The following is a 25,942-nucleotide window of genomic DNA, read 5'->3' on the forward strand; positions in this document are numbered from 1 at the left end:
AGGGGTTGAAGCACGAAAGGAGAAAGTGCCATGCGTTTATGTGACCGAGATATTGAAGCCTGGTTGGATGCAGGTCGTCTGTCGATCAATCCACGTCCTCCTGTCGAGCGTATTAATGGCGCAACAGTAGATGTGCGTCTTGGCAATAAATTTCGTACGTTCCGCGGTCATACGGCAGCGTATATCGATTTGAGCGGGCCGAAGGATGAAGTTAGCGCCGCGCTGGATCGCGTGATGAGTGATGAAATTGTCCTTGCCGAAGGCGAAGCATTTTTCCTGCATCCCGGCGAGTTAGCGTTGGCCGTAACCTTTGAATCCGTCACGCTTCCGGCAGATTTGGTTGGCTGGTTAGACGGCCGTTCGTCGCTGGCGCGTCTGGGCCTGATGGTTCACGTGACCGCGCACCGTATCGATCCGGGCTGGTCAGGGTGCATTGTGCTGGAATTTTATAACTCCGGGAAATTACCGCTGGCCTTGCGTCCGGGCATGCCGATTGGTGCGCTGAGTTTTGAACCGCTCTCCGGTCCGGCTGCGCGTCCCTACAATCGCCGCCAGGATGCGAAGTATCGCGACCAGCAGGGTGCAGTAGCCAGCCGGATTGATAAAGACTGATTTATTTTCAGTCCTTTGGGGATAGCATGAGACGATTTCTGACGACGCTGATGATTCTCCTGGTCGTGCTGGTGGCCGGTTTTTCTGCGTTAGTAATGTTGGTGAATCCCAATGATTTTCGCGCGTATATGGTGAAGCAGGTTGCTGCACGTAGCGGATATCAATTGCAACTGGACGGCCCACTGCGTTGGCACGTTTGGCCCCAGCTTAGCATCCTCTCTGGACGCATGGTGTTAACGGCTGAAGGGGCCAGCGAACCGCTGGTTCGTGCCGACAATATGCGTCTGGACGTCGCGTTATGGCCGCTGTTGAGCCACCAGCTCAGTGTGAAGCAGGTGATGCTCAAAGGTGCTGTTATTCAGCTGACGCCGCAGACCGAAGCGGTGCGTGGCGAAGATGCGCCCATTGCCCCGAAAGACAATACGTTGCCCGATGTCGCCGAAGACCGTGGATGGTCGTTTGACATCGCGCGTCTGCGCGTTGCCGACAGCGTGCTGGTGTTCCAGCATGAAGATGATGAACAGATTACGGTTCGCGACATTCACCTGGAAATGGAACAGGACACCCAGCATCGCGGTACCTTTGACTTCTCTGGTCGCGTAAACCGCGATCAGCGCGATCTGGCCTTAGCCTTTAACGGTAGCGTTGATGCTTCTGACTACCCGCATAACCTGGCGGCCAATATCGAGAAGCTCAGTTGGCAGTTACAGGGCGCCGATCTGCCGCAGCAGGGGATTCAGGGGCAGGGTAAGCTGCAGGTTCAGTGGCAGGAAGAGAATAAACAGCTCGCGTTTAACCAGATTGCGTTGACGGCCAACGACAGCACGCTGTCCGGGCAAGCCCGTGTGTCGCTATCTGATAAACCGGACTGGAGCGTCGATCTGCGCTTTGGTCTGCTCAATCTGGATAACTTGCTGGTGCAACGTGACGCCGCGTCGGCAACGAGCGGCGAGGTGCAACAGGGGCAAAGCCAGTCAACGCTCGCGCGACCGGTAATTGCGTCACAGGTCGATGCCGTGTCGTATCAGGGGCTCAGGGGTTTTTCCGCAGATATTGCGCTACAGGCAGACAAAGTTCTGTGGCGTAAAATGGCCTTTGATAACGTTTCAGCCAAAATGGCGAATCAGTCAGGCTTGCTGAGTATCACTGAATTGCAGGGGACGAGTGAGGGGGGGCTGATTTCGCTGCCCGGCAAGTTGGATGCCAGAAAGGCGCAGCCGCACGCAGTCTTTCATCCGCGTCTGGAAAACGTCGAAATCGGTACCATCCTGAAAGCCTTTAACTATCCGATTGCGCTTACCGGCAAGCTGTCGCTGGCGGGCGATTTTTCCGGTTCTGATATTGACGCGCAGGCGTTCCGTCACAGCTGGCAAGGGCAGGCCCATGTTGATATGAGCGACACACGCATGGAAGGGATGAACTTCCAGCAGCTGGTACAGCAGGCCGTTGAGCGCAGCGGCGGCGACGTGAAGTCTCAGCAGAGTCTGGACAACGTGACCCGACTGGATCGTTTTGTCACCGAGCTGTCGCTGGATAACGGCAAGGTGTCGTTGGATGAGATGGAAGGGCTGTCTTCCATGTTAGCGCTTTCCGGTAAAGGGACGCTGGATCTGGTTGAGCAGACGTGTGACACGCAGTTTAACGTGCGTGTGTTGGGCGGCTGGGATGGGGAAAGCAAGCTGATTGACTTCCTGAAAGCCACGCCGGTTCCGCTGCGTATTTATGGGCCATGGCAGGCGTTGAACTATAACCTGCAGGTGGACCAGCTGCTGCGTAAGCATGTACAGGATGAAGCGAAACGTCGGCTGAACGACTGGGCCGATCGCAACAAAGAGTCCCGTAGCGGCAAAGATGTGAAAAAACTGCTGGATAAACTCTGACGGATAATGCCGGATGACGGCGCGAGAGCGTCTCATCCGGCACGTCACCTACACTTCGTAATCCATCTCTTCGTCATTAGTGTGCAGCGGTATTAACTGGACCTTTTGCACCCGGTGGTTTTCCACCTGCAACGTTTTCAGTCGATAGTCGCCCACCTGCACTTCTTCCCCGGTTTTCGGTATACGCTGCAAATATTCCATCAACAGCCCGGCAATGGTGTGATATTCCCGTTTCTCATCAAGGGGAATCGGGACGTATTGCACCAGATCTTCCAGCGGCATATGCCCGTTAGCCGTCCATGAACCGTCAGCATTTTTCTGAATGTCGTGGCGGGCGTCGATCTCTTCCACTTCATTCGGCAGGTTTCCGGCGATGGTTTCCATCACGTCGCTCAGCGTCACAAGTCCCTCTACGGAACCAAACTCATCCGCCACAAACGCAAAGTGGGTGCGGGCATTACGGAACTGCTCCAGCGCCGGCAGTAGCGGCAGGGTCTCCGGGAATACCAGCGGCTGGCGGATCAAGGCGCGTAGATCGAGCGGTTCGCCGCGCAGCGACTGTTGCAGCAGGTCGATGACGTGTACCACTCCGAGCAGTTCTTCCTGCTCATCTTCTCCGGTGACCACCAGACGCGTGTGCTGGTTTTTCTCCAGCAGGGCGCGGATCTCCGCTTCGGGTGCGTTAAGGTCGATATGCTCAATATCATGGCGCGAGGTCATAATGCTGCTGACGGTGCGCTGATTCAGATTCAGCACACGTTCAATCATCCGGCGCTCCTGCGGGGCAAAAATCTGACCTTCATGATGATCGGCCAGCATGGCTGCTGTTTCAGCATCCAGTTCGGCATCTTCTTTTTGTCCACTCAGCAGACGCATCACCGCCTCAGCGGTACGCTGGCGCAGGGTATGATTGGCTGACAGAAAACGGCGGCGGTTGAAGATGGCCAGCTGATTTAATGCCTCAATCATGACCGAGAAGCCGATAGCCGCGTACAGGTAGCCTTTTGGAATGCGGAAACCAAACCCTTCGGCGACCAGGCTGAAGCCGATCATCAGCAGGAAGCTAAGACACAGAATAACGATGGTAGGGTGGCTGTTGACAAAGCGGGTCAACGACTTGCTGGCCAGCACCATCAGGCTAATGGCAATAATGACGGCGGCCATCATCACGGCCAGATGATCGACCATCCCGACGGCGGTGATCACCGAGTCGAGCGAGAAGATGGCATCCAGCACCACGATTTGTGCGACCACGCCCCAAAACTTCGCGCCTTTACGCTGGGTGGGGTTATCGCTGTCTTTCCCCTCCAGCCGCTCATTGAGCTCCATCGTGGCTTTGAACAGCAGGAAGAAGCCCCCGAAGAGCATGATCAGGTCCCGTGCGCTAAAGCTCAGATCCCGAATGCTAAACAGCGGGGTGGTCAGCGTGACCAGCCAGGAGATTGAGGCCAGCAGCAGCAGACGCATCACCATCGCCAGCAGGAGCCCGGTAATACGCGCCTTGTCCCGCTGGGCTGGAGGTAATTTCTCCGCGAGGATGGCAATAAAAACAAGATTATCAATGCCAAGAACAAGTTCGATCACGATTAGCGTGACGAGTCCGGCCCAGATTGACGGATCGGCAATCCATTCCATAGTAAAAATGATACCCATAGTTGTATGACAATTGTCACAATTCGATCATGGATAAAGCCAGCGAAAAATGCAATGCCGGGAACGGATTTCTCTGTTATTGATATCCGGCAGTCAGTTGAGAAATAGCCTTAATGTTTCTGCAGGAAATAATTTTTTAACACGTCATATATTTAGGAAATATCGCAGATGGTCTGTTTTTTATATTAGTGCTGTCAATATCAATAAAATCCTAAAAATATTCAAATTTCATTCTTAATATTAATCTTAAAAGCAAGAGGTAGCGGCGTTGTTATCTTGCCTGCTATTCCTTTAGCTGCAACAATTCTGTCCGTATATAACAAGATGCCTATTTCTTCTTTGCTCCGTGCTGCATTTCCTGATGTGACGCGGAGAAGGGTATAGCGAAAATAAAGGGGAAGGTAAAAATTTAAATTAATCAGTGCATTGGTAGCTAACAAAGCCAGGGGCGGTAGCGTGCCTGGCCGCCTGATGAACAGCCTGATTTATTCAGTCAACAGACCGAAGATGAATTCAATATTTTTAGGATTGATGCCAGTTAAATTTCGTTTCAATTAACGGCAAGGTAAATGTGAACAGGTGAAACTGCCATTTAGAAAGCACGTGATAATGACTCTGCCAAAGTGATAAATAATCAATGATGAAATCCAAAATTAAATTGATACCCGTCCTGGTGTCGGTGATCTTGATAAACGGTTGTACCGTACTACCGGGCAGCAATATGTCGACGATGGGTAAAGACGTGATTAAGCAGCAGGACGCTGATTTCGATCTCGACCGTATGGTGAATGTTTATCCACTGACGCCCCGACTGGTAGAACAATTACGCCCACGTCCAAACGTCGCCCAACCCAATACTTCGCTGGACCAGGAGATTTCCGGGTACCAGTATCGCGTTGGCCCGGGCGACGTCCTGAATGTGACCGTCTGGGACCATCCGGAACTGACCACGCCAGCGGGGCAATACCGCAGCTCCAGCGATGCCGGCAACTGGGTTCAGCCCGATGGCACCATGTTTTATCCCTACATTGGCAAAGTCAACGTGTCCGGGAAAACGTTGGCAGAAATCCGCAGTGATATTACCGGGCGCTTAGCGAAGTACATTGCTGACCCGCAGGTGGACGTTAATATCGCCGCTTTCCGCTCGCAGAAGGCTTATGTCTCCGGGCAGGTGAACAAATCCGGCCAGCAGGCCATTACCAACGTACCGTTAACCATTCTCGACGCCATTAATGCCGCTGGCGGCCTGACCGAGGCGGCGGACTGGCGTAACGTCGTGCTGACCCATAACGGTCAGGAGCAGCGAATTTCCCTGCAGGCACTGATGCAAAATGGCGATCTCAGCCAGAACCGACTGCTTTACCCAGGCGACATCCTGTTTGTTCCACGCAACGACGATCTGAAAGTCTTCGTAATGGGGGAAGTGAAGAAACAGAGCACCCTCAAAATGGACTTCAGCGGTATGACGCTAACCGAAGCGTTGGGCAATGCGGAAGGGATCGACCTGACCACCTCCAATGCCAGCGGCATCTTCGTCATTCGACCATTGAAAGGCGAGGGCGCACGCAACGGCAAGATTGCCAATATTTATCAGCTCGATATGTCCGATGCCACCTCTCTGGTGATGGCGACGGAATTCCGCCTTCAGCCTTACGACGTGGTGTATGTCACCACCGCACCGGTCGCCCGCTGGAACCGTTTGATCAATCAGTTGCTGCCGACCATTAGCGGTGTTCGTTATATGACGGATACGGCCAGCGACCTTCACAACTGGTAATCGACATGTTTAACAAAATCTTAGTTGTCTGCGTGGGGAACATTTGCCGTTCCCCAACGGCAGAGCGCCTGTTAAGGCAGTTTCATCCGGCGTTGACGGTCGCCTCTGCAGGTCTCGGGGCGCTGGTGGGCAAGGGAGCCGACCCGTGTGCGGTGAGCGTGGCGCAGGCACATAACCTGTCGCTGGAGAATCATTGTGCGCGGCAAATCTCAGGAAAAATGTGCCGGGATTACGACCTGATCCTCACCATGGAGAAGCGTCACATTACCGCGCTGTGTGATATGGCACCGGAGATGCGCGGCAAGGTGATGCTATTTGGTCACTGGGACAGTGAGCGCGAAATACCTGACCCTTACCGTAAAAGCCAGGATGCGTTTGACGCGGTGTACGCCTTACTTGAACAGTCTGCCCGCCAATGGGCTCAGGCACTGAACGCGGAGCAGGGAAAACAATGACAGAGAACGTAAAACAGTCTGCTGCGTCAGCAACCGGCAATGATGAAATTGATATCGGTCGCCTGGTCGGGACGGTGCTGGAAGCGCGCTGGTGGGTGCTGGGTATTACCGCGGCCTTTACGCTGTGCGCGGCCATTTACACGCTGTTTGCCACGCCTATCTACAGTGCCGATGCGCTGGTGCAGATTGAGCAAAACACCGGCAATTCACTGGTGCAGGATATCGGCTCGGCGTTATCGAATAAACCACCCGCCTCGGAAGCCGAAATTCAGCTGATTAAGTCGCGGCTGGTATTGGGGAAAACGGTGGACGATCTGGATCTGGATATCGCCGTCACCAAGGAGACGTTCCCGCTGTTTGGGGCGGGTTGGGACCGGCTGATGGGCCGCCAGAACGAAACGGTTAACGTGACGACGTTCACCTTACCAAAGGCAATGAATGAGCAAGCGTTCACCATTAAGGTGCTGAATAATAAAAGTTATCAGCTGATCAGTGACGGCGGTTTTAGCGCCCAGGGTCAGGTTGGACAGCCGTTAAACCACGGCGGCGTCACGATGCAGGTTAACGCTATTCATGCTGCAGCTGGCAGCGCCTTTACTGTCAGCAAATATTCCACGCTGGGCATGATAAACGCCCTGCAAAATAACCTCAGCGTGACGGAAACCGGCAAAGACACCGGCGTTTTGAGCCTGACATTCACCGGCGAGGACCGCGAGCAGATCCGCCAAATTCTCGACAGCATCACCCGTAACTACCTTGAACAAAATATAGTGCGCAAATCCGAAGAGGCGGCCAAAAGCCTGGCATTTCTGGCCAGGCAGTTGCCGGAGGTGCGTAACCGTCTGGACGTTGCCGAAAACAAACTGAACGCCTTTCGTCAGGATAAAGACTCGGTCGATTTACCGCTGGAAGCCAAAGCGGTGCTGGATTCGATGGTTAACATTGACGCCCAGTTGAATGAACTGACGTTCAAGGAGGCGGAAATCTCCAAGCTGTTCACCAAAGCGCATCCGGCTTACCGCACGCTGCTGGAAAAACGTCAGGCGCTGGAAGATGAGAAAGGCAAACTGAACGGCCGGGTAACGGCGATGCCAAAAACGCAGCAGGAAATTGTCCGTTTGACCCGTGATGTGGAGTCCGGTCAGCAGGTCTATATGCAGTTGCTGAACAAGCAGCAGGAGCTGAAGATAACCGAAGCCAGCACGGTAGGGGATGTGCGTATTGTCGACCCGGCCATTGCTCAGCCCGGCGTGCTGAAGCCGAAAACTGCGCTGATTATTCTCGGCAGTATTCTGCTAGGCCTGATGCTGTCGGTGGTCGGCGTGCTGCTGCGTTCGCTGTTCAACCGCGGAATCGAAAGTCCGCAGGCGCTGGAAGAACAGGGAATCAACGTATATGCCAGTATTCCGCTGTCGGAATGGCAAAAAGCGCGTGATAACGTGCAGACCATTAAAGGCATCAAACGTTACAAGCAAAGCCAACTGCTTGCGGTGGGGAACCCCACGGATCTGGCGATAGAAGCGGTGCGCAGCCTGCGCACCAGCCTGCACTTCGCCATGATGCAGGCGCGTAATAATGTGCTGATGCTCACTGGCGTCAGCCCATCAATTGGCAAAACCTTTGTCTGTGCCAACCTGGCGGCGGTGATCAGCCAGACCAATAAACGCGTGCTGCTGATCGACTGCGATATGCGCAAAGGGTACACGCATGAGTTGCTGGGCACCAATAACGTCAACGGTCTGTCCGACATCCTTGTGGGTAAGGGCGATATGGCCACTTGCGCCAAACCGACGTCTATTCCTCATTTCGATCTGGTCCCGCGCGGTCAGGTGCCACCCAACCCTTCTGAACTGCTGATGAGCGAGCGTTTTGGCGAGCTGATTGCCTGGGCCAGTGCGCGCTATGACCTGGTACTGATTGATACCCCGCCCATTCTGGCGGTGACCGACGCGGCCATTGTTGGCCGTCATGTTGGCACCACGCTGATGGTCGCTCGTTATGCCGTCAACACCCTGAAAGAGGTGGAAACCAGCCTGAGCCGCTTTGAGCAAAACGGGATTCAGGTTAAGGGCGTGATCCTCAACTCCATCTTCCGACGCGCAAGCGGGTATCAGGATTACGGCTACTACGAATATGCGTACACGTCGGATTCGAAATAAATAACCAACCCTGCCGGATGCGGCGTAAACGCCTTATCCGGCCTACAGAAACATATTTATACCCTGGGAATGAAAATGACCACAGACAACCCGCTCATTTCAATTTATATGCCGACCTGGAATCGTCAGCAACTGGCGATCCGGGCGATTAAATCGGTCCTGCGTCAGGATTATCCGCACTGGGAGATGATCATCGTGGATGACTGCTCCTCTGCGTATGAACAATTAAAGCAGTATGTAGAAGAGCTGAACGATCCGCGCGTCACCTATACCCATAATGCCTTTAATTCCGGGGCGTGTGCGGTGCGCAATCAGGCCATTATGCAGGCCTGCGGGCAGTACATTACCGGTATTGATGACGACGATGAGTGGACGCCGAATCGCCTGAGCGTGTTTCTTAAAGATCGCCATCAGCTGGTCACGCGGGCGTTTCTGTATGCCAATGATTATATCTGCGAAGGCGAAGTCTATTCCCAGCCCGCCAGCCTGCCGCTGTATCCCAAGTCGGTGTACTCACGGCGCAGGTTCTATAAACGCAACATTATTGGCAATCAGGTCTTTACCTGGGCGTGGCGGTTCAAAGCCTGCCTGTTCGATACCTCGCTGAAAGCGGCACAGGATTACGACATTTTTCTGCGCATGGTGGTGGCCTATGGCGAGCCATGGAAGGTCAATGAAGCCACGCAGATCCTGCATGTGAATCACGGCGAGATGCGCATTACCTCATCGCCGAAAAAATTCTCCGGTTACTTCCAGTTTTACCGTAAGCACAAAGGCAAATTTGACCGCGCCAGCAAAAAATATCAGCTGTTTACGCTGTATCAGATCCGCAACAAACGCATGAACTGGCGCACGTTACTGACCCTGTTGTCGCTGCGTAACGGTAAACGCCTGGCCGACGGTCTACGGGGGCGCTAAGTATGCTGGAAGATATCCGCGCCAATAGCTGGAGTCTGCGGCCGTGCTGCATGGTGATGGCCTATCGGGCCGCCCATTTTTGCTCTGTCTGGCGCAAAAAAAACGTGCTGAATAACCTGTGGGCCGCACCGGTGCTGGTGATGTATCGCCTGATTACCGAATGTATTTTCGGCTATGAAATCCAGGCGGCTGCGACTATCGGCCGTCGTTTTACTATTCATCATGGCTATGGCGTAGTCATCAACAAACGCGTGGTGGCCGGGGACGATTTTACCCTGCGTCATGGCGTGACCATCGGCAACCTCGGCGCAAACGATCTGGCCTGTCCGACGATCGGCAACGGCGTTGAGTTGGGGGCCAATGTCACCTTGCTGGGCGATGTCATCATTGGTCATAACGTGACGATTGGTGCTGGCAGCGTCGTTGTGGACAGCGTGCCGGACAATACGCTGGTGGTGGGTGAGAAAGCGCGAGTAAAGGACGTAAAATGAATATCCTGCAATTGAATGTCCGACTGGCAGAAGGCGGCGCGGCAGGGGTGGCGCTGGATTTACACCTGCGGGCGCTGGAGCATGGGCTGTCGTCGCGCTTCATTTATGGTTACGGCAAAAGCGGTAAGAAAAGCCTCAGCCACCATCACTATCCGCAGGTGTTCAAGCATACGCCGCGCCTGACGTCGGCGCTGAATATTGCGCTGTTTCGCTTCGCTAACCGCGACCTGTTTGGCAATCTCGACAATCTGTATCGTACAGTCACCCGCACCGCAGGCCCGCTGGTGCTGCATTTTCACGTGCTGCACAGCTATTGGCTGAATCTGGAAGAGGTGGTGACGTTTTGTCAAAAGGTGCAGGCGCATAAACCGGATATCACCTTTGTCTGGACGCTGCACGATCACTGGAGCGTGACCGGGCGCTGCGCGTTTACTGACGGCTGCGAAGGCTGGAAAACCGGCTGCCGGAAATGCCCGACGCTGAGTAATTATCCGCCGGTTAAGGTTGATAAAGCGCATCAACAACTGCCCGGCAAACGCCAGATGTTTCGCGCCATGCTGGCGCTGGGTTGTCAGTTTATCTCCCCCAGTCAGCATGTGGCTGACGCGTTTAACAGCCTGTACGGCGCGGGGCGCTGCGCCATTATCAACAACGGGATCGATGTCGCGACCGAAGCCATTCTCAGTGATTTGCCGCTAAACGATGAGCCTCGCAGCCGGCCGAAAATCGCCATCGTGGCTCACGACCTGCGCTATGACGGCAAAACCAACCAACAGTTGGTGCGACAGATGATGGCGCTGGGCGACAAAATAGAGCTGCATACCTTCGGCAAATTCTCGCCGTTTAGCGGCGCGAACGTGGTCAATCATGGATTTGAAACCGACAAGCGCATACTGATGAGTGCGCTTAACCTGATGGATGGACTGGTGTTCAGCTCGCGAGTGGATAACTACCCGCTGATTTTATGCGAAGCGCTTTCTATCGGCATACCGGTGATTGCCACGCACAGTGAGGCCGCACAGGAAGTGCTGGCGAAATCGGGGGGCAGAACCTTCAGTGAAGAGGATGTCCTGCAGCTGGTGCAGTGCAATAAAACGGCGATCGCGCAGGCGGTATTCGGTACGTCGCTGGCGGCCTTTCGCCAGCGCAGCCGCAGCGCTTACAGCGGCCAACAGATGCTGGAGGACTATGTCTCGTTCTATCAGAATCTGTAGCTATTTGATGCTGCCGCTGCTGTATCTGCTGGTCAACGTCAAGCTTGTGCAGTTGGGGGAAAGTTTTCCGGTCACCGTGGTCACGTTTTTGCCGCTGCTGTTGTTGCTGTTTGTTGAGCGTATCAATATCAAAAAACTGCTGATTGCGCTGGGGATTGGCGGTGGGCTGACGGCCTTTAATTACCTGTTTGGTCAGTCGCTGGATGCCAGCAAATATGTGACCTCCACCATGCTGTTTGTCTATACGGTGATCATTATTGGCATGGTCTGGAGTATTCGCTTTAAAACCGTCTCCCCGCATAACCACCGTAAGATTTTACGTTTTTTCTGGCTGGTGGTGGGGCTGGTGGTGGCGCTGGCTGCGGTTGAGATGGCGCAGATTATTCTCACCGGTGGCAGCAGTTTAATGGAAGCAATTTCGAAATATCTTATTTACAGCAACAGTTATGTTCTGAACTTTATTAAGTTTGGTGGTAAACGAACTACCGCGCTTTATTTCGAACCGGCATTCTTTGCTCTGGCATTAATCTCAATTTGGCTCAGCATCAAACAGTTTGGTATCAAAACGCCTAAGACCGATGCTATGATTCTGGCAGGGGTGATATTATCAGGATCGTTTTCAGGGGTAATGACTTTTATTTTATTTTACCTGCTGGAGTGGGCGTTTCAGTATCTGAACAAAGAAGCGATAAAAAAGAAGTTACCGCTGGCGATAATCTCACTTAGCGTGTTTATGGTTGGCGTAATATTTGCTTTTCCCTACATTGCCGCACGACTTGGTGATTTAGGCACGGAAGGGTCGTCATCGTATTACCGTATTGTGGGGCCGTTGGTGATGGTCGGTTATTCATTACTCAATATCGATGGCGTAGTCAGATTTGGCTCACTTTATGAATATGTAGCGTCATTCGGAATCTTTAACGGTGCAGATGTCGGGAAAACAATAGACAATGGTTTGTATCTGCTGATTATTTATTTCTCATGGTTCGCTGTGATATTGGCGGTGTGGTACATGGGAAAGGTTCTGAAAATGATGTTAAATGCGTTTGGCGATAATCCGAATTATCAGGTGCAGCTTTATCTTTTTACGCCGCTATCGCTGTTTTTTACCGGTTCAGTATTTAGCCCGGAATATGCGTTTTTAATTGTTTGTCCGTTTATTTTGCGCAAGGCGCTAAATATCGCGAGGTAATTCCTATGCTGCTCACTATTATCACCGTCGCCTTTCGTAATCTGCAGGGGATCGTCAAAACCCACGCATCGCTAGCCCATCTGGCGCAGGCGGGCGACATCAGCTTTGAATGGATTGTGATCGATGGCGGTTCTGCGGACGGTACGCAGGCATTTCTGGAAAATCTCAACGGTGAGCACCGGTTACGGTTTGTCAGCGAACCGGACAACGGTATTTATGATGCGATGAACAAAGGCATTGCCCTGGCGCGAGGGCGGTTCGCACTGTTTCTGAACTCCGGTGATATTCTGCATGCGGATGCTGCGTCATTTATCCGCCAGCTCAAAACGCAAAGCGACAAGGCGATGGTGATCGGCGATGCGCTGCTGGATTTTGGTGATGGAAACAAAATTAAGCGTCGTGCCAAGCCCGGTTGGTATATTTACCACAGCCTGCCGGCCAGTCATCAGGCGATATTTTTTCCGGTTAGTGGATTGCATACCTGGCGCTACGATCTGCAATTTAACGTGTCGTCTGATTATGCGTTGGCCGCAAAATTATATAAATCTGGTTATGCCTTTAAAAAATTAAGCGGACTGGTCTCTGAGTTTTCTATGGGCGGCGTATCGACGACAAATAATCTTGAGTTATGCCGGGATGCAAAAAAGGTCCAGCGTCAGATATTACATATGCCGGGTTTTTGGGCCGAACTGTCCTGGCATTTGCGCTTACGCACCACCGGTAAGGCCAAAACCTTATATGGCAAAATGTAAGGGGTAAATATGCAGGATTTAAAAGGCTTCACGATGCCGAAAGGCTTTCGCGGAGGCGGTGCAATTAAAGTGCAATTATGGTGGGCGGTACAGTCAACATTATTTCGACTATCACCGCAGGTGATGTACCGCTGGCGCGCATATTTATTACGTTTATTCGGCGCGAAGATAGGAAAAAACGTCGTTATTCGACCTTCAGTAAAAATAACCTATCCGTGGAAATTAACCCTGGGTGATTACGCATGGGTGGGTGATGACGCGGTGTTATATACGCTGGGCACGATTACGATTGGAGCCAATGCTGTTATCTCGCAAAAAAGTTATTTATGTACCGGTAGCCATGATTATGCCAGCCCGCACTTTGATATTAACGCCACGCCGATTGTGATTGGCGAGAAATGCTGGCTGGCGACAGATGTATTTGTCGCACCCGGCGTGACGATTGGGGCGGGCACTGTCGTTGGGGCGCGAAGCAGCGTTTTTAAATCGCTGCCCGCCAATGCCGTTTGTCGGGGAAATCCTGCGGTCGTAACGCGCGAACGCGTTGAGAAAGTTACTCCCTGAGGGGATCATTTAAGAGGTGTAAACATGTCAAAAGTCGCTCTCATTACTGGCGTAACCGGGCAGGATGGTTCTTACCTGGCAGAACTTCTGTTGGAAAAAGGGTATGAAGTTCATGGGATTAAACGTCGTGCGTCGTCGTTTAACACCGAGCGAGTGGATCATATTTATCAGGATCCGCACTCGGGTAATCCAAAATTTCATCTGCATTACGGCGATCTGACGGATACCTCCAACCTGACCCGTATTTTACAGGAAGTTCAGCCGGATGAAGTCTATAACCTCGGGGCGATGAGCCACGTGGCAGTATCGTTTGAATCCCCGGAATACACCGCGGACGTCGATGCGATTGGTACGCTGCGCCTGCTGGAGGCGATCCGCTTCCTCGGCCTCGAAAAGAAAACCCGCTTCTATCAGGCCTCCACATCTGAACTGTACGGCCTGGTACAGGAAACGCCGCAGAAAGAGACTACGCCGTTCTACCCGCGTTCTCCGTATGCGGTCGCCAAACTGTACGCCTACTGGATAACCGTCAATTACCGCGAATCCTACGGCATGTTCGCTTGTAACGGCATTCTGTTTAACCATGAGTCTCCGCGCCGGGGCGAAACGTTCGTTACCCGCAAAATTACCCGGGCGATTGCCAACATTGCGCAGGGGCTGGAGTCATGTCTGTATCTCGGCAACATGGATTCCCTGCGTGACTGGGGCCACGCCAAAGATTATGTGCGCATGCAGTGGATGATGCTGCAACAGGATCAGCCGGAAGATTTTGTTATTGCCACCGGCGTGCAGTACTCCGTGCGCCAGTTTGTCGAAATGGCGGCCGCGCAGCTGGGCATTAAATTGCGTTTTGAAGGGCAGGGCGTTGAGGAGAAAGGCATTGTCGTGTCGGTGACCGGACACGATGCGCCGGGCGTGAAGCCGGGTGACGTGATGATTGCGGTCGATCCGCGTTATTTCCGTCCGGCAGAAGTCGAAACATTGCTCGGTGACCCGGCAAAAGCGCACGACAAGCTAGGCTGGAAGCCGGAAATCACCCTGAGCCAGATGGTCAGTGAAATGGTTGCCAACGATCTGGAAGCGGCGAAGAAACATTCTCTGCTGAAATCTCACGGCTATGAGGTCGCCATCGCGCTGGAGTACTGAGGATGATGAAACAACGTATTTTTGTGGCGGGCCATCGCGGGATGGTGGGGTCCGCCATCGTCAGGCTGCTGGCCACGCGCGACAACGTGGAGCTGGTGTTGCGTACCCGTGACGAACTCAATCTGCTGGATGCCCGTGCGGTGCAGCAGTTTTTTGCCACCGAACGTATCGACCAGGTGTACCTGGCGGCGGCGAAGGTGGGTGGAATCGTGGCGAACAATACTTACCCCGCTGATTTTATTTACGAAAATATGATGATTGAGAGCAACATCATTCACGCGGCGCACAGCCATAACGTGAATAAGCTGTTGTTCCTCGGCTCATCCTGCATTTACCCGAAGCTGGCCAACCAGCCGATGGGTGAAAGCGAACTGTTGCAGGGAACGCTCGAGGCCACTAATGAGCCCTACGCGATTGCCAAAATCGCCGGGATCAAACTGTGCGAGTCGTATAACCGTCAGTACGGCCGCGATTACCGCTCGGTGATGCCCACCAATCTGTACGGGCCGCAGGATAACTTTCATCCGAGTAACTCGCACGTGATCCCGGCACTGCTGCGCCGCTTTCATGAAGCCTGCGCACAAAATGCGCCGGATGTAGTGGTGTGGGGGAGCGGCACGCCAATGCGCGAGTTCCTGCACGTGGATGACATGGCTGCCGCCAGCATTCATGTGATGGAACTGGACCGCGAGGTCTGGCAGGAGCACACCCAGCCGATGTTGTCGCACATCAACGTGGGAACCGGCGTCGACTGCACCATTCGCGAACTGGCGCAAACGGTCGCGAAGGTCGTGGGCTACAAAGGTCGCGTGGTGTTTGACGCCAGCAAACCCGACGGTACGCCACGCAAATTGCTGGATGTTACGCGTTTACACCAGTTGGGCTGGTACCACGAGGTCTCGCTGGAGGACGGGCTTGCCAGCACGTATCAGTGGTTCCTTGAAAATCAGCAGCGGTACCGGGGGTAAATATGTTTTTACGTCAGGAAGAATTTGCCACGGTAGTGCGCTGTGCGCCGCTGGTTTCCATTGATTTTCTGGTGGAAAATGCGCGCGGTGAGTACCTGCTGGGCCAACGCCTCAACCGTCCCGCCCAGGGATTTTGGTTTGTGCCAGGTGGACGGGTGCAGAAGGATGAACGGCTTGAGAACGCGTTTGAGCGCCTGACGTTGGCGGAACTGGGGTTACGTTTGCCGCTGTCTTCCGCGGAGTTTTACGGCGTCTGGCAGCACTTCTATGACGATAACTTTTCGGGCACCGATTTCACCACCCATTATGTGGTGCTCGGTTTTCGCCTGAAGGTGAGCGAGGCAGACCTGCGTCTGCCCGATTCCCAGCATGACGACTACTGCTGGCTGACGCCGCAGGCGTTGCTGGCCAGCGATAACGTTCACGATAACAGCCGGGCGTACTTTATGCCGCAACGTCAGGCCGGAGTGCCGGGCTTATGAAAATTCTGGTGTACGGCATTAATTATTCGCCGGAACTGACCGGGATCGGCAAATACACCGGCGAAATGGTGGAGTGGATGGCGCAAGCCGGGCATGACGTTCGGGTGATCACCGCGCCGCCTTACTACCCGCAGTGGAAAGTGAACGGCCGTTATTCCGCCTGGCGTTATCGTCGGGAAGAAGGCGATGCCACCGTCTGGCGCTGTCCGTTGTATGTGCCAAAGCAGCCCTCAACGCTGAAACGTCTACTGCATTTGGGCAGTTTTGCCGTGAGCAGTTTTTTCCCGCTGATGGCGCAGCGACGCTGGAAGCCCGATCGCATTATTGGCGTGGTGCCGACGCTGTTTTGCACACCGGGGATGCGCCTGCTGGCGAAACTCTCCGGGGCACGTACGCTGCTGCACATTCAGGATTATGAAGTTGACGCCATGCTTGGCCTCGGAATGGCCGGGAACAGTAGGGGCGGCAAAGTGGCCACATTGGCCAGCGCGTTTGAACGCAGCGGCCTGCATAACGTCGACTATGTCTCAACCATCTCGCGTTCGATGATGAATAAAGCGCAGGAAAAAGGGGTCGCTGAAGAAAAGGTCATCTTCTTTCCTAACTGGTCGGAAGTGGCGCGATTTCGCGACGTGACCGCGGATGATGCCCGGGCGTTGCGGCAAAAACTCGGTGTGCCTGAAGGAAAAAAAATCATTCTTTACTCGGGCAACATCGGTGAAAAGCAGGGACTGGAGAGCGTGATTGATGCCGCCGACGAGCTGAGTGCTCAGCCCTGGCTGTTTGTGATTGTCGGGCAGGGTGGCGGCAAGGCGCGGCTGGAAAACAGGGTCCGCGAGCGCGGCCTGGAAAACGTAATATTTTTCCCCCTGCAATCTTATGACGCACTGCCTGCGCTGCTGAAGATGGCCGACTGTCATTTAGTGGTGCAAAAGCGCGGTGCGGCGGATGCGGTATTGCCCTCCAAGCTGACCAATATTCTTGCCGTGGGTGGCAATGCGGTGATCACCGCGGAGCCTGATACCGAACTGGGCCAACTCTGCGAGGACCATCCGGGGATTGCGGTATGCGTGGAGCCGGAGTCGGTGAGTGCGCTGGTGGCCGGAATTACCCAGGCGCTAATCATGCCTGACATCAACACGGTGGCACGTGATTATGCCGAACGCACGCTGGAAAAAGACCGCGTGCTTAGCCAATTTATTGCAGATATACGGGGATAAATCATGCGTCAACGCACACTCTTTCCAGTGGTGATGGCCGGTGGCTCCGGTAGCCGGTTGTGGCCGCTGTCCCGCGTCCTGTATCCCAAGCAGTTCCTGTGCCTGAAGGGCGAACTCACCATGCTGCAAACCACGATATGCCGTCTGAACGGCGTGGAGTGCGAAAGCCCGGTGGTTATCTGCAACGAGCAGCATCGCTTTATCGTTGCCGAACAACTTAGACAGCTCAACAAGCTGACCGAAAATATCATTCTGGAACCCGCCGGACGTAATACCGCCCCGGCGATTGCGCTGGCCGCGCTGGCGGCAAAACGTCACAGTCCGGACGCTGACCCGCTGATGCTGGTGCTGGCGGCAGATCACGTGATTACCGACGAAGAGGCGTTTCGCGAGGCGGTTCGCAATGCGATGCCGCATGCCGAGGCGGGCAAGCTGGTGACATTTGGTATCGTGCCGGACTCGGCACAGACCGGTTACGGCTATATTCGTCGCGGTGACGTTTGCCCCGCAACTACCGATACGGTTGCCTTTACGGTGGCGCAGTTTGTGGAAAAACCGGATCAGGACACCGCACAAGCCTACGTGGCGAGCGGCGATTATTACTGGAACAGCGGCATGTTTCTGTTTCGTGCCGGGCGTTATCTGGAAGAGCTGAAAAAGTACCGACCCGACATTCTGAGTGCCTGCGAAAAGGCAATGAGCACGGTCGATCCCGATCTCGATTTTGTCCGCGTCGATGAAGAGGCGTTTCTCGCCTGCCCGGAAGAGTCGGTGGACTATGCGGTGATGGAACATACTGCGGACGCGGTGGTGATGCCAATGAGCGCGGGCTGGAGTGACGTGGGATCGTGGTCTTCGCTGTGGGAGATCAGCGCTCATACCGCCGAAGGCAACGTGCATCACGGCGACGTGATCAGCCACAAAACCGAAAACAGCTACGTGTACGCGGAGTCCGGACTAGTGACCACCGTCGGAGTGAAAGACCTGGTGGTGGTGCAGACCAAAGACGCGGTGCTGATAGCCGATCGCAACGCGGTCCAGGATGTGAAAAAAGTGGTCGAGCAGATTAAAGCTGACGGCCGCCATGAGCATCATATTCACCGCGAAGTGTACCGCCCGTGGGGCAAGTATGACTCCATCGACGCCGGAGAACGTTACCAGGTTAAACGCATTACCGTAAAACCTGGCGAGGGATTGTCGGTGCAGATGCACCATCACCGCGCAGAGCATTGGGTGGTGGTGGCTGGGACGGCGAAGGTGACGATCGATGAAGACATCAAACTGCTCGGCGAAAACGAGTCTGTCTATATCCCTCTGGGAGCGACGCACTGTCTGGAGAACCCCGGAAAAATCCCGCTCGATCTGATTGAAGTGCGATCGGGATCCTACCTCGAAGAGGACGACGTAGTGCGCTTTGCCGATCGCTACGGTCGGGTGTAGGCACTGAATATCTTGCCGGATGGCGCTGCGCTTATCCGGCCTACAACACCGTAAGCCCGGTAAGTGAAGCGCACCGGGCAATGCATTTAACACTCATTAAAAGGCTCATTAAGAGTCAGGGCCAACTGTTGCCTGAAGAAGGGTAAAACATGACGACATTAACCTGTTTCAAAGCCTACGACATTCGCGGCAGGCTGGGCGAAGAGCTCAATGAAGACATCGCCTGGCGCATTGGTCGCGCCTGCGGTGAGTTTCTGCAACCGAAAACCATGGTGCTGGGCGGTGATGTCCGCCTGACCAGCAACGCATTGAAGATGGCGTTGGCAAAAGGGCTGCAGGATGCGGGCGTGGATGTGCTGGATATCGGCATGTCGGGTACCGAAGAGATTTACTTCGCCACCTTCCACCTCGGCGTGGACGGTGGTATTGAAGTGACCGCCAGCCATAATCCGCTGGATTACAACGGCATGAAGCTGGTACGTGAGGGCGCGCGGCCCATCAGCGGCGATAGCGGTCTGCGCGAGATCCAACGGCTGGCGGAAGCCAACGACTTCCCGCCTGTGGATGCGTCCCGACGCGGCCGTTACACCGTAATCAATCCTCGTGCGGCTTACATTGACCATCTGCTTGGTTACATCGACGTCAAAAACCTTAAACCGATGAGGCTGGTGCTTAACGCCGGTAACGGCGCGGCAGGCCCGGTGCTGGACGCCATTGAAGCCCGTTTTCAGGCTCTTTGTGTCCCGGTTGAATTGATAACAATCCACAACACGCCTGACGGCACCTTCCCGAACGGTATTCCCAACCCGCTGCTGCCGGAATGCCGGGCGGATACCCGTAATGCGGTGATTCAACACGGCGCGGATATGGGGATTGCCTTTGACGGCGATTTTGACCGTTGCTTCCTGTTTGATGAGAACGGCCAGTTTATTGAGGGCTACTACATTGTCGGCCTGCTGGCGGAGGCGTTTCTGGAGAAAAATCCGGGCTCGAAGATCATTCATGACCCACGTCTGTCGTGGAACACGGTCGATGTGGTGACGGCGGCGGGCGGGAAGCCGGTGATGTCGAAAACCGGTCATGCCTTCATTAAAGAACGAATGCGCCATGAAGATGCCATTTACGGTGGCGAAATGAGCGCCCATCACTATTTTCGTGATTTTGCCTACTGCGACAGCGGAATGATCCCGTGGCTGCTGGTAGCGGAACTGTTGTCCCTGAAAGGACAGCGGCTTGGCGAACTGGTTCGCGACCGCATGGCGGCGTATCCGGCGAGCGGGGAAATCAATAGCACTCTGGCAGAACCGAAGGTGGCGATTGACCGGGTAGAGCAGCATTTCTCCGGCGAGGCGCTGGCGGTGGACAGAACCGATGGCATCAGCATGTCGTTTGTCGACTGGCGCTTCAATTTACGTTCCTCCAATACCGAACCGGTGGTGCGCCTGAACGTGGAATCGCGCGGAGACATTCCGTTGATGGAAGCGCGAACGCGCACTCTTCTGGCGTTGCTGAATCAGTAATGCCGGTGCTTCCCTTGCCCGACAGTGGGCAAGGGGTGACTAACAGGAACCACGATGACACATCTAAAAAAGCGCCAACGCGCGAAAACCAATGCGTCGTTAATCTCAATGGTGCAACGCTTTTCAGATATCACCATCATGTTTGGCGGACTGTGGCTGGTCTGTGAACTGAGCGGTTTGCCCTTCCTGTACATGCACCTGCTGGTGGCGTTGATCACGCTGGTGGTTTTTCAGATGCTGGGGGGGATCACCGATTTTTACCGTTCCTGGCGCGGGGTCAAAATTTCCACCGAGCTGGTGCTGCTGCTGCAAAACTGGACGCTGAGCCTGGTTTTCAGCGCGGGGTTAATTGCCTTTAACAACGATTTTGATAACCGATTCGCCGTCTGGCTGGCGTGGTATCTGCTGTCCAGCGTCGGTCTGCTGCTGTGCCGCGCGTTTATTCGCTACATTGCAGGGTGGCTGCGCAATCGTGGATATAACACCCGTCGGGTGGCGGTAGCGGGCGATCTCCCTGCCGGACAGCTGCTGCTGGACAGCTTTCGCCATGAACCGTGGCTGGGCTTTGAAGTGGCGGGCGTCTATCACGATCCCGTCCCAGGAAAAAACTCCCGCGACTGGGCCGGAAATCTGCAACAGCTGGTGGATGACGCTAAAGCTGCCCGCATTCACAACGTCTATATTGCCATGTCGATGAATGACGGCACCCGCGTAAAAAAACTGGTGCGCGACCTGGCCGACACCACCTGTTCGGTGATCCTGATCCCCGACGTCTTTACCTTCAACATCCTGCATTCACGCATTGAAGAGATGAACGGTGTGCCGGTGGTGCCGCTGTACGACACGCCGCTGTCGGGCATTAATCGCTTGCTGAAACGCGCGGAAGATATCGTGCTGGCTTCGCTAATCCTGCTGCTGATTTCCCCGGTGCTGTGCGGCATTGCGCTGACGGTGAAGCTCACCTCAAAGGGGCCGGTGATTTTCCGCCAGACCCGCTACGGCATGGACGGTAAGCCGATCAAGGTGTGGAAGTTTCGCTCGATGAAGGTGATGGAAAACGACGCGGTCGTCACCCAGGCGACGCAAAACGATCCGCGTGTCACCCGCGTGGGTAATTTCCTGCGCCGCACCTCGCTCGATGAGCTGCCGCAGTTTATTAACGTGCTGACCGGTGGCATGTCGATCGTCGGGCCGCGCCCGCACGCGGTGGCACACAACGAGCAATACCGCACGCTTATCGAAGGCTACATGCTGCGCCATAAGGTGAAACCCGGCATTACCGGCTGGGCACAAATCAACGGCTGGCGCGGGGAAACCGACACGCTGGAAAAAATGGAAAAACGAGTGGAATTTGACCTCGAGTACATTCGCGAATGGAGCGTGTGGTTCGATATCAAGATTGTTTTTCTAACGGTATTTAAGGGTTTTGTTAACAAAGCGGCCTATTAAACATGAGCTTACGAGAAAAAACCCTTAACGGCGCCAAGTGGTCGGCGATTGCCACGGTTTTCATCATTGGCCTTGGGCTGATTCAGATGACCGTGCTGGCGCGCATCATTGACGCCCATCAGTTCGGTCTGCTGACCGTGTCGCTGGTGATTATCGCACTGGCCGATACGCTCTCCGACTTCGGCATTGCCAACTCCATTATCCAGCGCAAAGCGATTGGTTATCTTGAACTTACCACCCTGTATTGGCTGAACGTCGGGCTGGGGATGCTGGTGTGCCTGGCGATGTTCCTGCTCAGTGAGGTGATTGCTGATGTCCTGAATAACCCCGACCTGGCACCGCTGATTAAAACGCTGTCGCTGGCGTTTGTGCTGATCCCGCACGGGCAGCAGTTCCGTGCGCTAATGCAAAAGGACATGGCGTTCAACAAAATTGGCATGATTGAAACCAGCGCGGTACTGGCCGGGTTTACCGTGACCGTGATCGGCGCCCATTTCTGGCCGCTGGCGATGACTGCCATTCTGGGGTATCTGGTGAACTGCGCGTTGCGTACGCTGCTGTTTGGTTATTTTGGCCGCCAGATTTACCGCCCCGGGCTGCATTTTTCACTCGCATCGGTGACGTCGAACCTGCGCTTTGGCGCCTGGCTGACGGCGGACAGCATTATCAATTATATCAACACCAATCTTTCCACGCTGGTGCTGGCCCGAACGCTGGGCGCAGGCGTGGCAGGCGGATTTAATCTGGCCTGGAACGTGGCGGTGGTCCCGCCCATCAAGCTGAACCCGATTATCACCCGCGTGCTGTTTCCGGCGTTTGCCAAAATACAGGACGACAGCGAAAAACTGCGGGTGAATTTTTACAAGCTCCTGTCGGTGGTCGGCATTATCAACTTCCCGGCGCTGCTGGGCCTGATGGTAGTGGCGAACAATCTGGTACCGCTGGTGTTCGGTGAGAAATGGCGCGCCATCGTCCCGATCCTGCAACTGCTGTGTGTCGTTGGGCTGCTGCGATCTGTCGGTAATCCGATAGGTTCGTTACTGATGGCAAAAGCCCGCGTTGATATCAGCTTCAAATTCAATGTCTTCAAAACCTGTCTGTTTATTCCGGCCATTCTCGTTGGCGGACATCTGGCAGGCGCGATGGGCGTGACGCTGGGCTTTTTGCTGGTGCAGGTAGTCAACACCATTCTCAGCTACTTCGTGATGATTAAACCGGTGCTGGGGCCGAGCTACAGGCAGTACATGCTCAGTCTGTGGCTGCCGTTTTATCTCTCCATACCGACGCTGGTGATTAGCTATGGGCTGGGCATTGTGCTGCAGGGCCAACTGGCGTTAAGCCTGCTGCTGGGTCTGCAGGTAGCGGCGGGCGCGCTGGCATTTGCGGTGACGATTGTGCTGTCGCGCCACCCGCTGGTGGCGGAACTCAAACGCCCGTTTTGCCGCAGTGAAAAAATGAAAACCTTGCTCCGCGCAGGCTGAATTGGGTTTGTTGTAGGTCGGATAAGGCGACAGCCTCCATCCGGCAATGATTGAAAGAGGTCATGATGAAAGTATTAATTCTCGGCAACCATACCTGCGGCAACCGTGGCGACAGCGCCATTTTGCGCGGTTTGCTGGATGCCATTAACACGCTGCAACCGCAGACGGAAGTGGATGTGATGAGCCGTTATCCGGTGAGCTCTTCCTGGCTGCTCAATCGCCCGGTGATGGGCGATCCGCTGTATTCGCAGATGAAGCAGCACAATAACGCCGCCGGCGTAGTGGGGCGGGTGAAGAAAGTCCTGCGTCGGCGCTATCAGCATCAGGTTTTGCTCTCGCGCGTGACCGATTCCGGTAACCTGCGCAATATCGCCATCGCCCAGGGCTTTACTGATTTTGTCCGTCTGCTGTCGCGCTATGACGCCATCATCCAGGTGGGGGGATCGTTTTTTGTCGATCTGTACGGCGTGCCGCAGTTTGAACATGCTCTGTGCACATTTATGGCGAAAAAGCCGCTGTACATGATTGGTCACAGCGTTGGGCCGTTCCAGGATGCACAATTTAACCAACTGGCGAATTACATCTTCGGCCACTGTAATGCCCTGATTTTGCGTGAGTCCGTCAGTCTGGACTTAATGAAACGCAGCGAAATCACTACCGAGAAAGTGGAGCACGGCGTCGATACCGCCTGGCTGGTTGATAATCATCAGGACGATTTTGAACCCAGCTATGCCGTCCGGCACTGGCTACACACGGTGGCACAGCAAAAAACCGTGGCCATCACCCTGCGGGAGCTGGCGCCGTTTGATAAACGTCTGGGCACCACGCAGCAGGCCTATGAGCAGGCGTTTGCCGGGGTGGTGAACCGTATCCTCGACGAGGGTTACCAGGTGATGGCGCTATCAACCTGTACCGGCATCGACAGTTACAACAAAGATGACCGCATGGTAGCGCTGAACCTGCGCCAGTACGTTAACGATCCGGCCCGGTATCACGTGGTGATGGACGAACTGAATGACCTCGAAATGGGGAAAATTCTCGGGGCGTGCGAGTTAACCGTGGGCACCCGTCTGCACTCTGCCATTATTTCCATGAACTTTGACACCCCGGCGATTGCCATCAACTACGAGCATAAATCAGCGGGGATTATGCAGCAGTTGGGGCTGCCGGAGATGGCGATTGACATCAGCCATCTGCTGGACGGCAGTCTGCAAACGCAGGTGGCCGACGTGCTCGGGCAGTTGCCGGCACTCAATGTACGGCTGAAAGAGGCCGTGCAGCGTGAGCGTGAACACGGCATGCGCATGGTGCAATCGGTACTGACGCGCATTGAGGAGCAAAAATGAAGGTTGGCTTTTTCCTGCTTAAATTTCCGCTCTCATCCGAGACCTTTGTGCTGAATCAGATAACCGCGTTTATCGATATGGGTTATGACGTCGAAATTGTCGCGTTGCACAAGGGCGATCTCGAGAACACACATGCCGCCTACGAGGCGTACCGATTAGCAGACAAAACGCACTGGCTACTCGACGAGCCGCAAGGCAAGCGAGCCAAGCTGCAATACCGGGGTGCGGCGGCGTGGCAGGGCATTACCCGGGCGGCGACCTGGAAAGCGCTGAATATCTCTCGCTATGGCGAAGAAGCGCGCAACCTGATTCTGGCAGCGATATGTGGGTTAACCCGTAAAACGTTTCATGCCGACGTGTTTATTGCCCACTTTGGACCAGCGGGCGTGACGGCGGCGAAGCTGCGTGAACTGGGCGTGATAAGTGGCAAAATCGCCACGGTGTTTCATGGTATCGATATTTCGCACCGGGAGGTGCTCGCCCGCTATACCCCGGAGTACCAAACGCTGTTTCAGCGCGGTGATCTGATGCTGCCCATCAGCCATCTGTGGGCCGGACGGTTAAAAAATATGGGCTGCCCGCCACAGAAGATTGCTGTATCGCGCATGGGCATTGATATGACGCGCTTTACCCCTCGCGAGGTGAAAGCGCCGGGAGAAACGCTGGAAATTCTTTCGGTTGCGCGACTCACCGAGAAAAAAGGGCTGCATGTGGCTATCGAAGCCTGTCGTCAGCTAAAAGCGCAGGGCGTAGCGTTTCGGTATCGCATTCTGGGAATTGGCCCGTGGGAGCGGCGCCTGCGCACGCTGATTGAGCAGTATCAACTCGATGATGTGATTGAGATGCCCGGCTTTATGCCCAGTCATCAGGTCAAAGCGATGTTAGAACAGGCGGATGTATTTCTGCTGCCCTCCATCACGGGAGCGGATGGCGACATGGAGGGGATCCCGGTAGCGCTGATGGAGGCGATGGCGGTGGGGATCCCGGTAGTGTCTACTGTTCACAGCGGTATTCCTGAGCTGGTGGAGTCCGGTAAATCCGGCTGGCTGGCGCCTGAAAACGATGCGCAGTCGCTGGCTGAACGGTTGGCGGCGTTCAGTCAGCTTGATAGTCAGGAGGTGACACCGATTGTGCTGCGCGCGCGTAAAAAAATCGCCACGGAATTCAATCAATCCGTTATCAATAAACAGTTAGCCAGCCTGCTGCACGCGCTGTAAACCGAG

22 protein-coding genes are annotated in these 25,942 nt (G+C 54.6%); 21 read left to right on the plus strand and 1 reads right to left on the minus strand.

All coding sequences use genetic code 11. The features are described 5' to 3' along the window. The first annotated feature begins 30 nt into the window (after window positions 1–30). Both dcd and asmA read left to right on the plus strand, forming a co-directional pair. A complete protein-coding gene (dcd, locus tag FCH32_RS02770) occupies window positions 31–612 on the plus strand; it encodes a dCTP deaminase (protein WP_096756576.1) in 582 nt (193 codons plus the stop codon). Window positions 613–638: 26 nt separating this feature from the next. Further along, window positions 639–2,492, plus strand: a complete 1,854-nt coding sequence (asmA, locus tag FCH32_RS02775) for an outer membrane assembly protein AsmA (protein ID WP_153879926.1) — start codon at window positions 639–641, stop codon at window positions 2,490–2,492. Between the two features lie 48 nt (window positions 2,493–2,540). Here asmA and FCH32_RS02780 read toward each other — a convergent pair whose 3' ends face one another. Then, entirely contained in the window at window positions 2,541–4,127 is a 1,587-nt protein-coding gene (locus FCH32_RS02780; RefSeq protein WP_115259923.1) for a TerC family protein, read from the minus strand. 655 nt (window positions 4,128–4,782) lie between these two features. Between FCH32_RS02780 and FCH32_RS02785 the strand changes: the two genes are divergently transcribed. The 19 genes from FCH32_RS02785 (at window position 4,783) to wcaL (ending at window position 25,936) form a co-directional block, all read left to right on the plus strand. Continuing rightward, a complete protein-coding gene (locus FCH32_RS02785; protein ID WP_096756579.1) occupies window positions 4,783–5,922 on the plus strand; it encodes a polysaccharide export protein in 1,140 nt (379 codons plus the stop codon). A gap of 5 nt (window positions 5,923–5,927) precedes the next feature. Beyond that, a complete protein-coding gene (gene wzb, locus FCH32_RS02790; RefSeq protein WP_096756580.1) occupies window positions 5,928–6,377 on the plus strand; it encodes a low molecular weight protein-tyrosine-phosphatase Wzb in 450 nt (149 codons plus the stop codon). After that, on the plus strand, window positions 6,374–8,536 hold the full coding sequence (gene wzc / locus FCH32_RS02795) for a tyrosine-protein kinase Wzc (RefSeq protein WP_117343273.1): 2,163 nt from the start codon (window positions 6,374–6,376) through the stop codon (window positions 8,534–8,536). Before wzb ends, wzc begins: the two co-directional genes overlap by 4 nt. 75 nt (window positions 8,537–8,611) lie before the next feature. Then, window positions 8,612–9,454 carry a colanic acid biosynthesis glycosyltransferase WcaA gene (wcaA, locus tag FCH32_RS02800; RefSeq protein ID WP_117343274.1) on the plus strand — a complete coding sequence of 281 codons (843 nt, stop codon included), beginning with the start codon at window positions 8,612–8,614 and terminating at the stop codon, window positions 9,452–9,454. Between the two features lie 2 nt (window positions 9,455–9,456). Further along, window positions 9,457–9,945 carry a colanic acid biosynthesis acetyltransferase WcaB gene (gene wcaB, locus FCH32_RS02805; RefSeq protein ID WP_137362233.1) on the plus strand — a complete coding sequence of 163 codons (489 nt, stop codon included), beginning with the start codon at window positions 9,457–9,459 and terminating at the stop codon, window positions 9,943–9,945. Next, window positions 9,942–11,159: a colanic acid biosynthesis glycosyltransferase WcaC gene (gene wcaC, locus FCH32_RS02810; RefSeq protein ID WP_174360453.1), complete on the plus strand. Its 1,218-nt coding sequence runs from the start codon at window positions 9,942–9,944 to the stop codon at window positions 11,157–11,159. Before wcaB ends, wcaC begins: the two co-directional genes overlap by 4 nt. Next, window positions 11,134–12,351, plus strand: coding sequence for a colanic acid polymerase WcaD (wcaD, locus tag FCH32_RS02815; RefSeq protein WP_135911806.1), 1,218 nt, complete (start codon window positions 11,134–11,136; stop codon window positions 12,349–12,351). The genes wcaC and wcaD overlap by 26 nt, the downstream gene beginning before the upstream one ends. Before the next feature lie 5 nt (window positions 12,352–12,356). Further along, window positions 12,357–13,103 (plus strand): colanic acid biosynthesis glycosyltransferase WcaE, encoded by a 747-nt coding sequence (gene wcaE / locus FCH32_RS02820; RefSeq protein WP_117343278.1) that lies wholly within the window; start codon window positions 12,357–12,359, stop codon window positions 13,101–13,103. Between the two features lie 9 nt (window positions 13,104–13,112). Then, on the plus strand, window positions 13,113–13,667 hold the full coding sequence (wcaF, locus tag FCH32_RS02825) for a colanic acid biosynthesis acetyltransferase WcaF (protein WP_174360454.1): 555 nt from the start codon (window positions 13,113–13,115) through the stop codon (window positions 13,665–13,667). Between the two features lie 24 nt (window positions 13,668–13,691). Then, window positions 13,692–14,813 carry a GDP-mannose 4,6-dehydratase gene (gmd, locus tag FCH32_RS02830; RefSeq protein WP_096756588.1) on the plus strand — a complete coding sequence of 374 codons (1,122 nt, stop codon included), beginning with the start codon at window positions 13,692–13,694 and terminating at the stop codon, window positions 14,811–14,813. A gap of 2 nt (window positions 14,814–14,815) precedes the next feature. Next, a complete protein-coding gene (gene fcl, locus FCH32_RS02835; protein ID WP_153879929.1) occupies window positions 14,816–15,781 on the plus strand; it encodes a GDP-L-fucose synthase in 966 nt (321 codons plus the stop codon). Window positions 15,782–15,783: 2 nt separating this feature from the next. Then, window positions 15,784–16,263: a GDP-mannose mannosyl hydrolase gene (locus FCH32_RS02840; protein ID WP_174360455.1), complete on the plus strand. Its 480-nt coding sequence runs from the start codon at window positions 15,784–15,786 to the stop codon at window positions 16,261–16,263. After that, the gene (wcaI, locus tag FCH32_RS02845; protein ID WP_174360456.1) at window positions 16,260–17,483 is read left to right on the plus strand and encodes a colanic acid biosynthesis fucosyltransferase WcaI; all 1,224 of its coding nucleotides are present in this window, start codon (window positions 16,260–16,262) and stop codon (window positions 17,481–17,483) included. The genes FCH32_RS02840 and wcaI overlap by 4 nt, the downstream gene beginning before the upstream one ends. Before the next feature lie 3 nt (window positions 17,484–17,486). Further along, window positions 17,487–18,923: a mannose-1-phosphate guanyltransferase gene (gene cpsB / locus FCH32_RS02850; protein WP_174360457.1), complete on the plus strand. Its 1,437-nt coding sequence runs from the start codon at window positions 17,487–17,489 to the stop codon at window positions 18,921–18,923. A gap of 149 nt (window positions 18,924–19,072) precedes the next feature. Beyond that, window positions 19,073–20,443: a colanic acid biosynthesis phosphomannomutase CpsG gene (gene cpsG, locus FCH32_RS02855; RefSeq protein ID WP_174360458.1), complete on the plus strand. Its 1,371-nt coding sequence runs from the start codon at window positions 19,073–19,075 to the stop codon at window positions 20,441–20,443. A 54-nt stretch (window positions 20,444–20,497) separates the two neighbouring features. Continuing rightward, window positions 20,498–21,892: an undecaprenyl-phosphate glucose phosphotransferase gene (gene wcaJ, locus FCH32_RS02860; protein WP_096756594.1), complete on the plus strand. Its 1,395-nt coding sequence runs from the start codon at window positions 20,498–20,500 to the stop codon at window positions 21,890–21,892. A gap of 2 nt (window positions 21,893–21,894) precedes the next feature. Beyond that, window positions 21,895–23,373, plus strand: a complete 1,479-nt coding sequence (locus FCH32_RS02865) for an MOP flippase family protein (protein ID WP_117343285.1) — start codon at window positions 21,895–21,897, stop codon at window positions 23,371–23,373. Between the two features lie 65 nt (window positions 23,374–23,438). Next, window positions 23,439–24,719: a colanic acid biosynthesis pyruvyl transferase WcaK gene (wcaK, locus tag FCH32_RS02870; protein WP_174360520.1), complete on the plus strand. Its 1,281-nt coding sequence runs from the start codon at window positions 23,439–23,441 to the stop codon at window positions 24,717–24,719. Beyond that, on the plus strand, window positions 24,716–25,936 hold the full coding sequence (gene wcaL, locus FCH32_RS02875) for a colanic acid biosynthesis glycosyltransferase WcaL (protein ID WP_115258108.1): 1,221 nt from the start codon (window positions 24,716–24,718) through the stop codon (window positions 25,934–25,936). The genes wcaK and wcaL overlap by 4 nt, the downstream gene beginning before the upstream one ends. Window positions 25,937–25,942 lie beyond the last annotated feature (6 nt).

The organism is Citrobacter gillenii, assembly GCF_013337685.1.
In the GTDB taxonomy this organism is placed as follows: domain Bacteria; phylum Pseudomonadota; class Gammaproteobacteria; order Enterobacterales; family Enterobacteriaceae; genus Citrobacter; species Citrobacter gillenii.

Coding starts and splice junctions, on each gene's coding strand:
- dcd (WP_096756576.1), top strand. CDS start 31: ATGCGTTTATGTGACCGAGATATTGAAGCCTGGTTGGATGCAGGTCGT.
- asmA (WP_153879926.1), top strand. CDS start 639: ATGAGACGATTTCTGACGACGCTGATGATTCTCCTGGTCGTGCTGGTG.
- FCH32_RS02780 (WP_115259923.1), bottom strand. CDS start 4,127: ATGGAATGGATTGCCGATCCGTCAATCTGGGCCGGACTCGTCACGCTA.
- FCH32_RS02785 (WP_096756579.1), top strand. CDS start 4,783: ATGATGAAATCCAAAATTAAATTGATACCCGTCCTGGTGTCGGTGATC.
- wzb (WP_096756580.1), top strand. CDS start 5,928: ATGTTTAACAAAATCTTAGTTGTCTGCGTGGGGAACATTTGCCGTTCC.
- wzc (WP_117343273.1), top strand. CDS start 6,374: ATGACAGAGAACGTAAAACAGTCTGCTGCGTCAGCAACCGGCAATGAT.
- wcaA (WP_117343274.1), top strand. CDS start 8,612: ATGACCACAGACAACCCGCTCATTTCAATTTATATGCCGACCTGGAAT.
- wcaB (WP_137362233.1), top strand. CDS start 9,457: ATGCTGGAAGATATCCGCGCCAATAGCTGGAGTCTGCGGCCGTGCTGC.
- wcaC (WP_174360453.1), top strand. CDS start 9,942: ATGAATATCCTGCAATTGAATGTCCGACTGGCAGAAGGCGGCGCGGCA.
- wcaD (WP_135911806.1), top strand. CDS start 11,134: ATGTCTCGTTCTATCAGAATCTGTAGCTATTTGATGCTGCCGCTGCTG.
- wcaE (WP_117343278.1), top strand. CDS start 12,357: ATGCTGCTCACTATTATCACCGTCGCCTTTCGTAATCTGCAGGGGATC.
- wcaF (WP_174360454.1), top strand. CDS start 13,113: ATGCAGGATTTAAAAGGCTTCACGATGCCGAAAGGCTTTCGCGGAGGC.
- gmd (WP_096756588.1), top strand. CDS start 13,692: ATGTCAAAAGTCGCTCTCATTACTGGCGTAACCGGGCAGGATGGTTCT.
- fcl (WP_153879929.1), top strand. CDS start 14,816: ATGATGAAACAACGTATTTTTGTGGCGGGCCATCGCGGGATGGTGGGG.
- FCH32_RS02840 (WP_174360455.1), top strand. CDS start 15,784: ATGTTTTTACGTCAGGAAGAATTTGCCACGGTAGTGCGCTGTGCGCCG.
- wcaI (WP_174360456.1), top strand. CDS start 16,260: ATGAAAATTCTGGTGTACGGCATTAATTATTCGCCGGAACTGACCGGG.
- cpsB (WP_174360457.1), top strand. CDS start 17,487: ATGCGTCAACGCACACTCTTTCCAGTGGTGATGGCCGGTGGCTCCGGT.
- cpsG (WP_174360458.1), top strand. CDS start 19,073: ATGACGACATTAACCTGTTTCAAAGCCTACGACATTCGCGGCAGGCTG.
- wcaJ (WP_096756594.1), top strand. CDS start 20,498: ATGACACATCTAAAAAAGCGCCAACGCGCGAAAACCAATGCGTCGTTA.
- FCH32_RS02865 (WP_117343285.1), top strand. CDS start 21,895: ATGAGCTTACGAGAAAAAACCCTTAACGGCGCCAAGTGGTCGGCGATT.
- wcaK (WP_174360520.1), top strand. CDS start 23,439: ATGAAAGTATTAATTCTCGGCAACCATACCTGCGGCAACCGTGGCGAC.
- wcaL (WP_115258108.1), top strand. CDS start 24,716: ATGAAGGTTGGCTTTTTCCTGCTTAAATTTCCGCTCTCATCCGAGACC.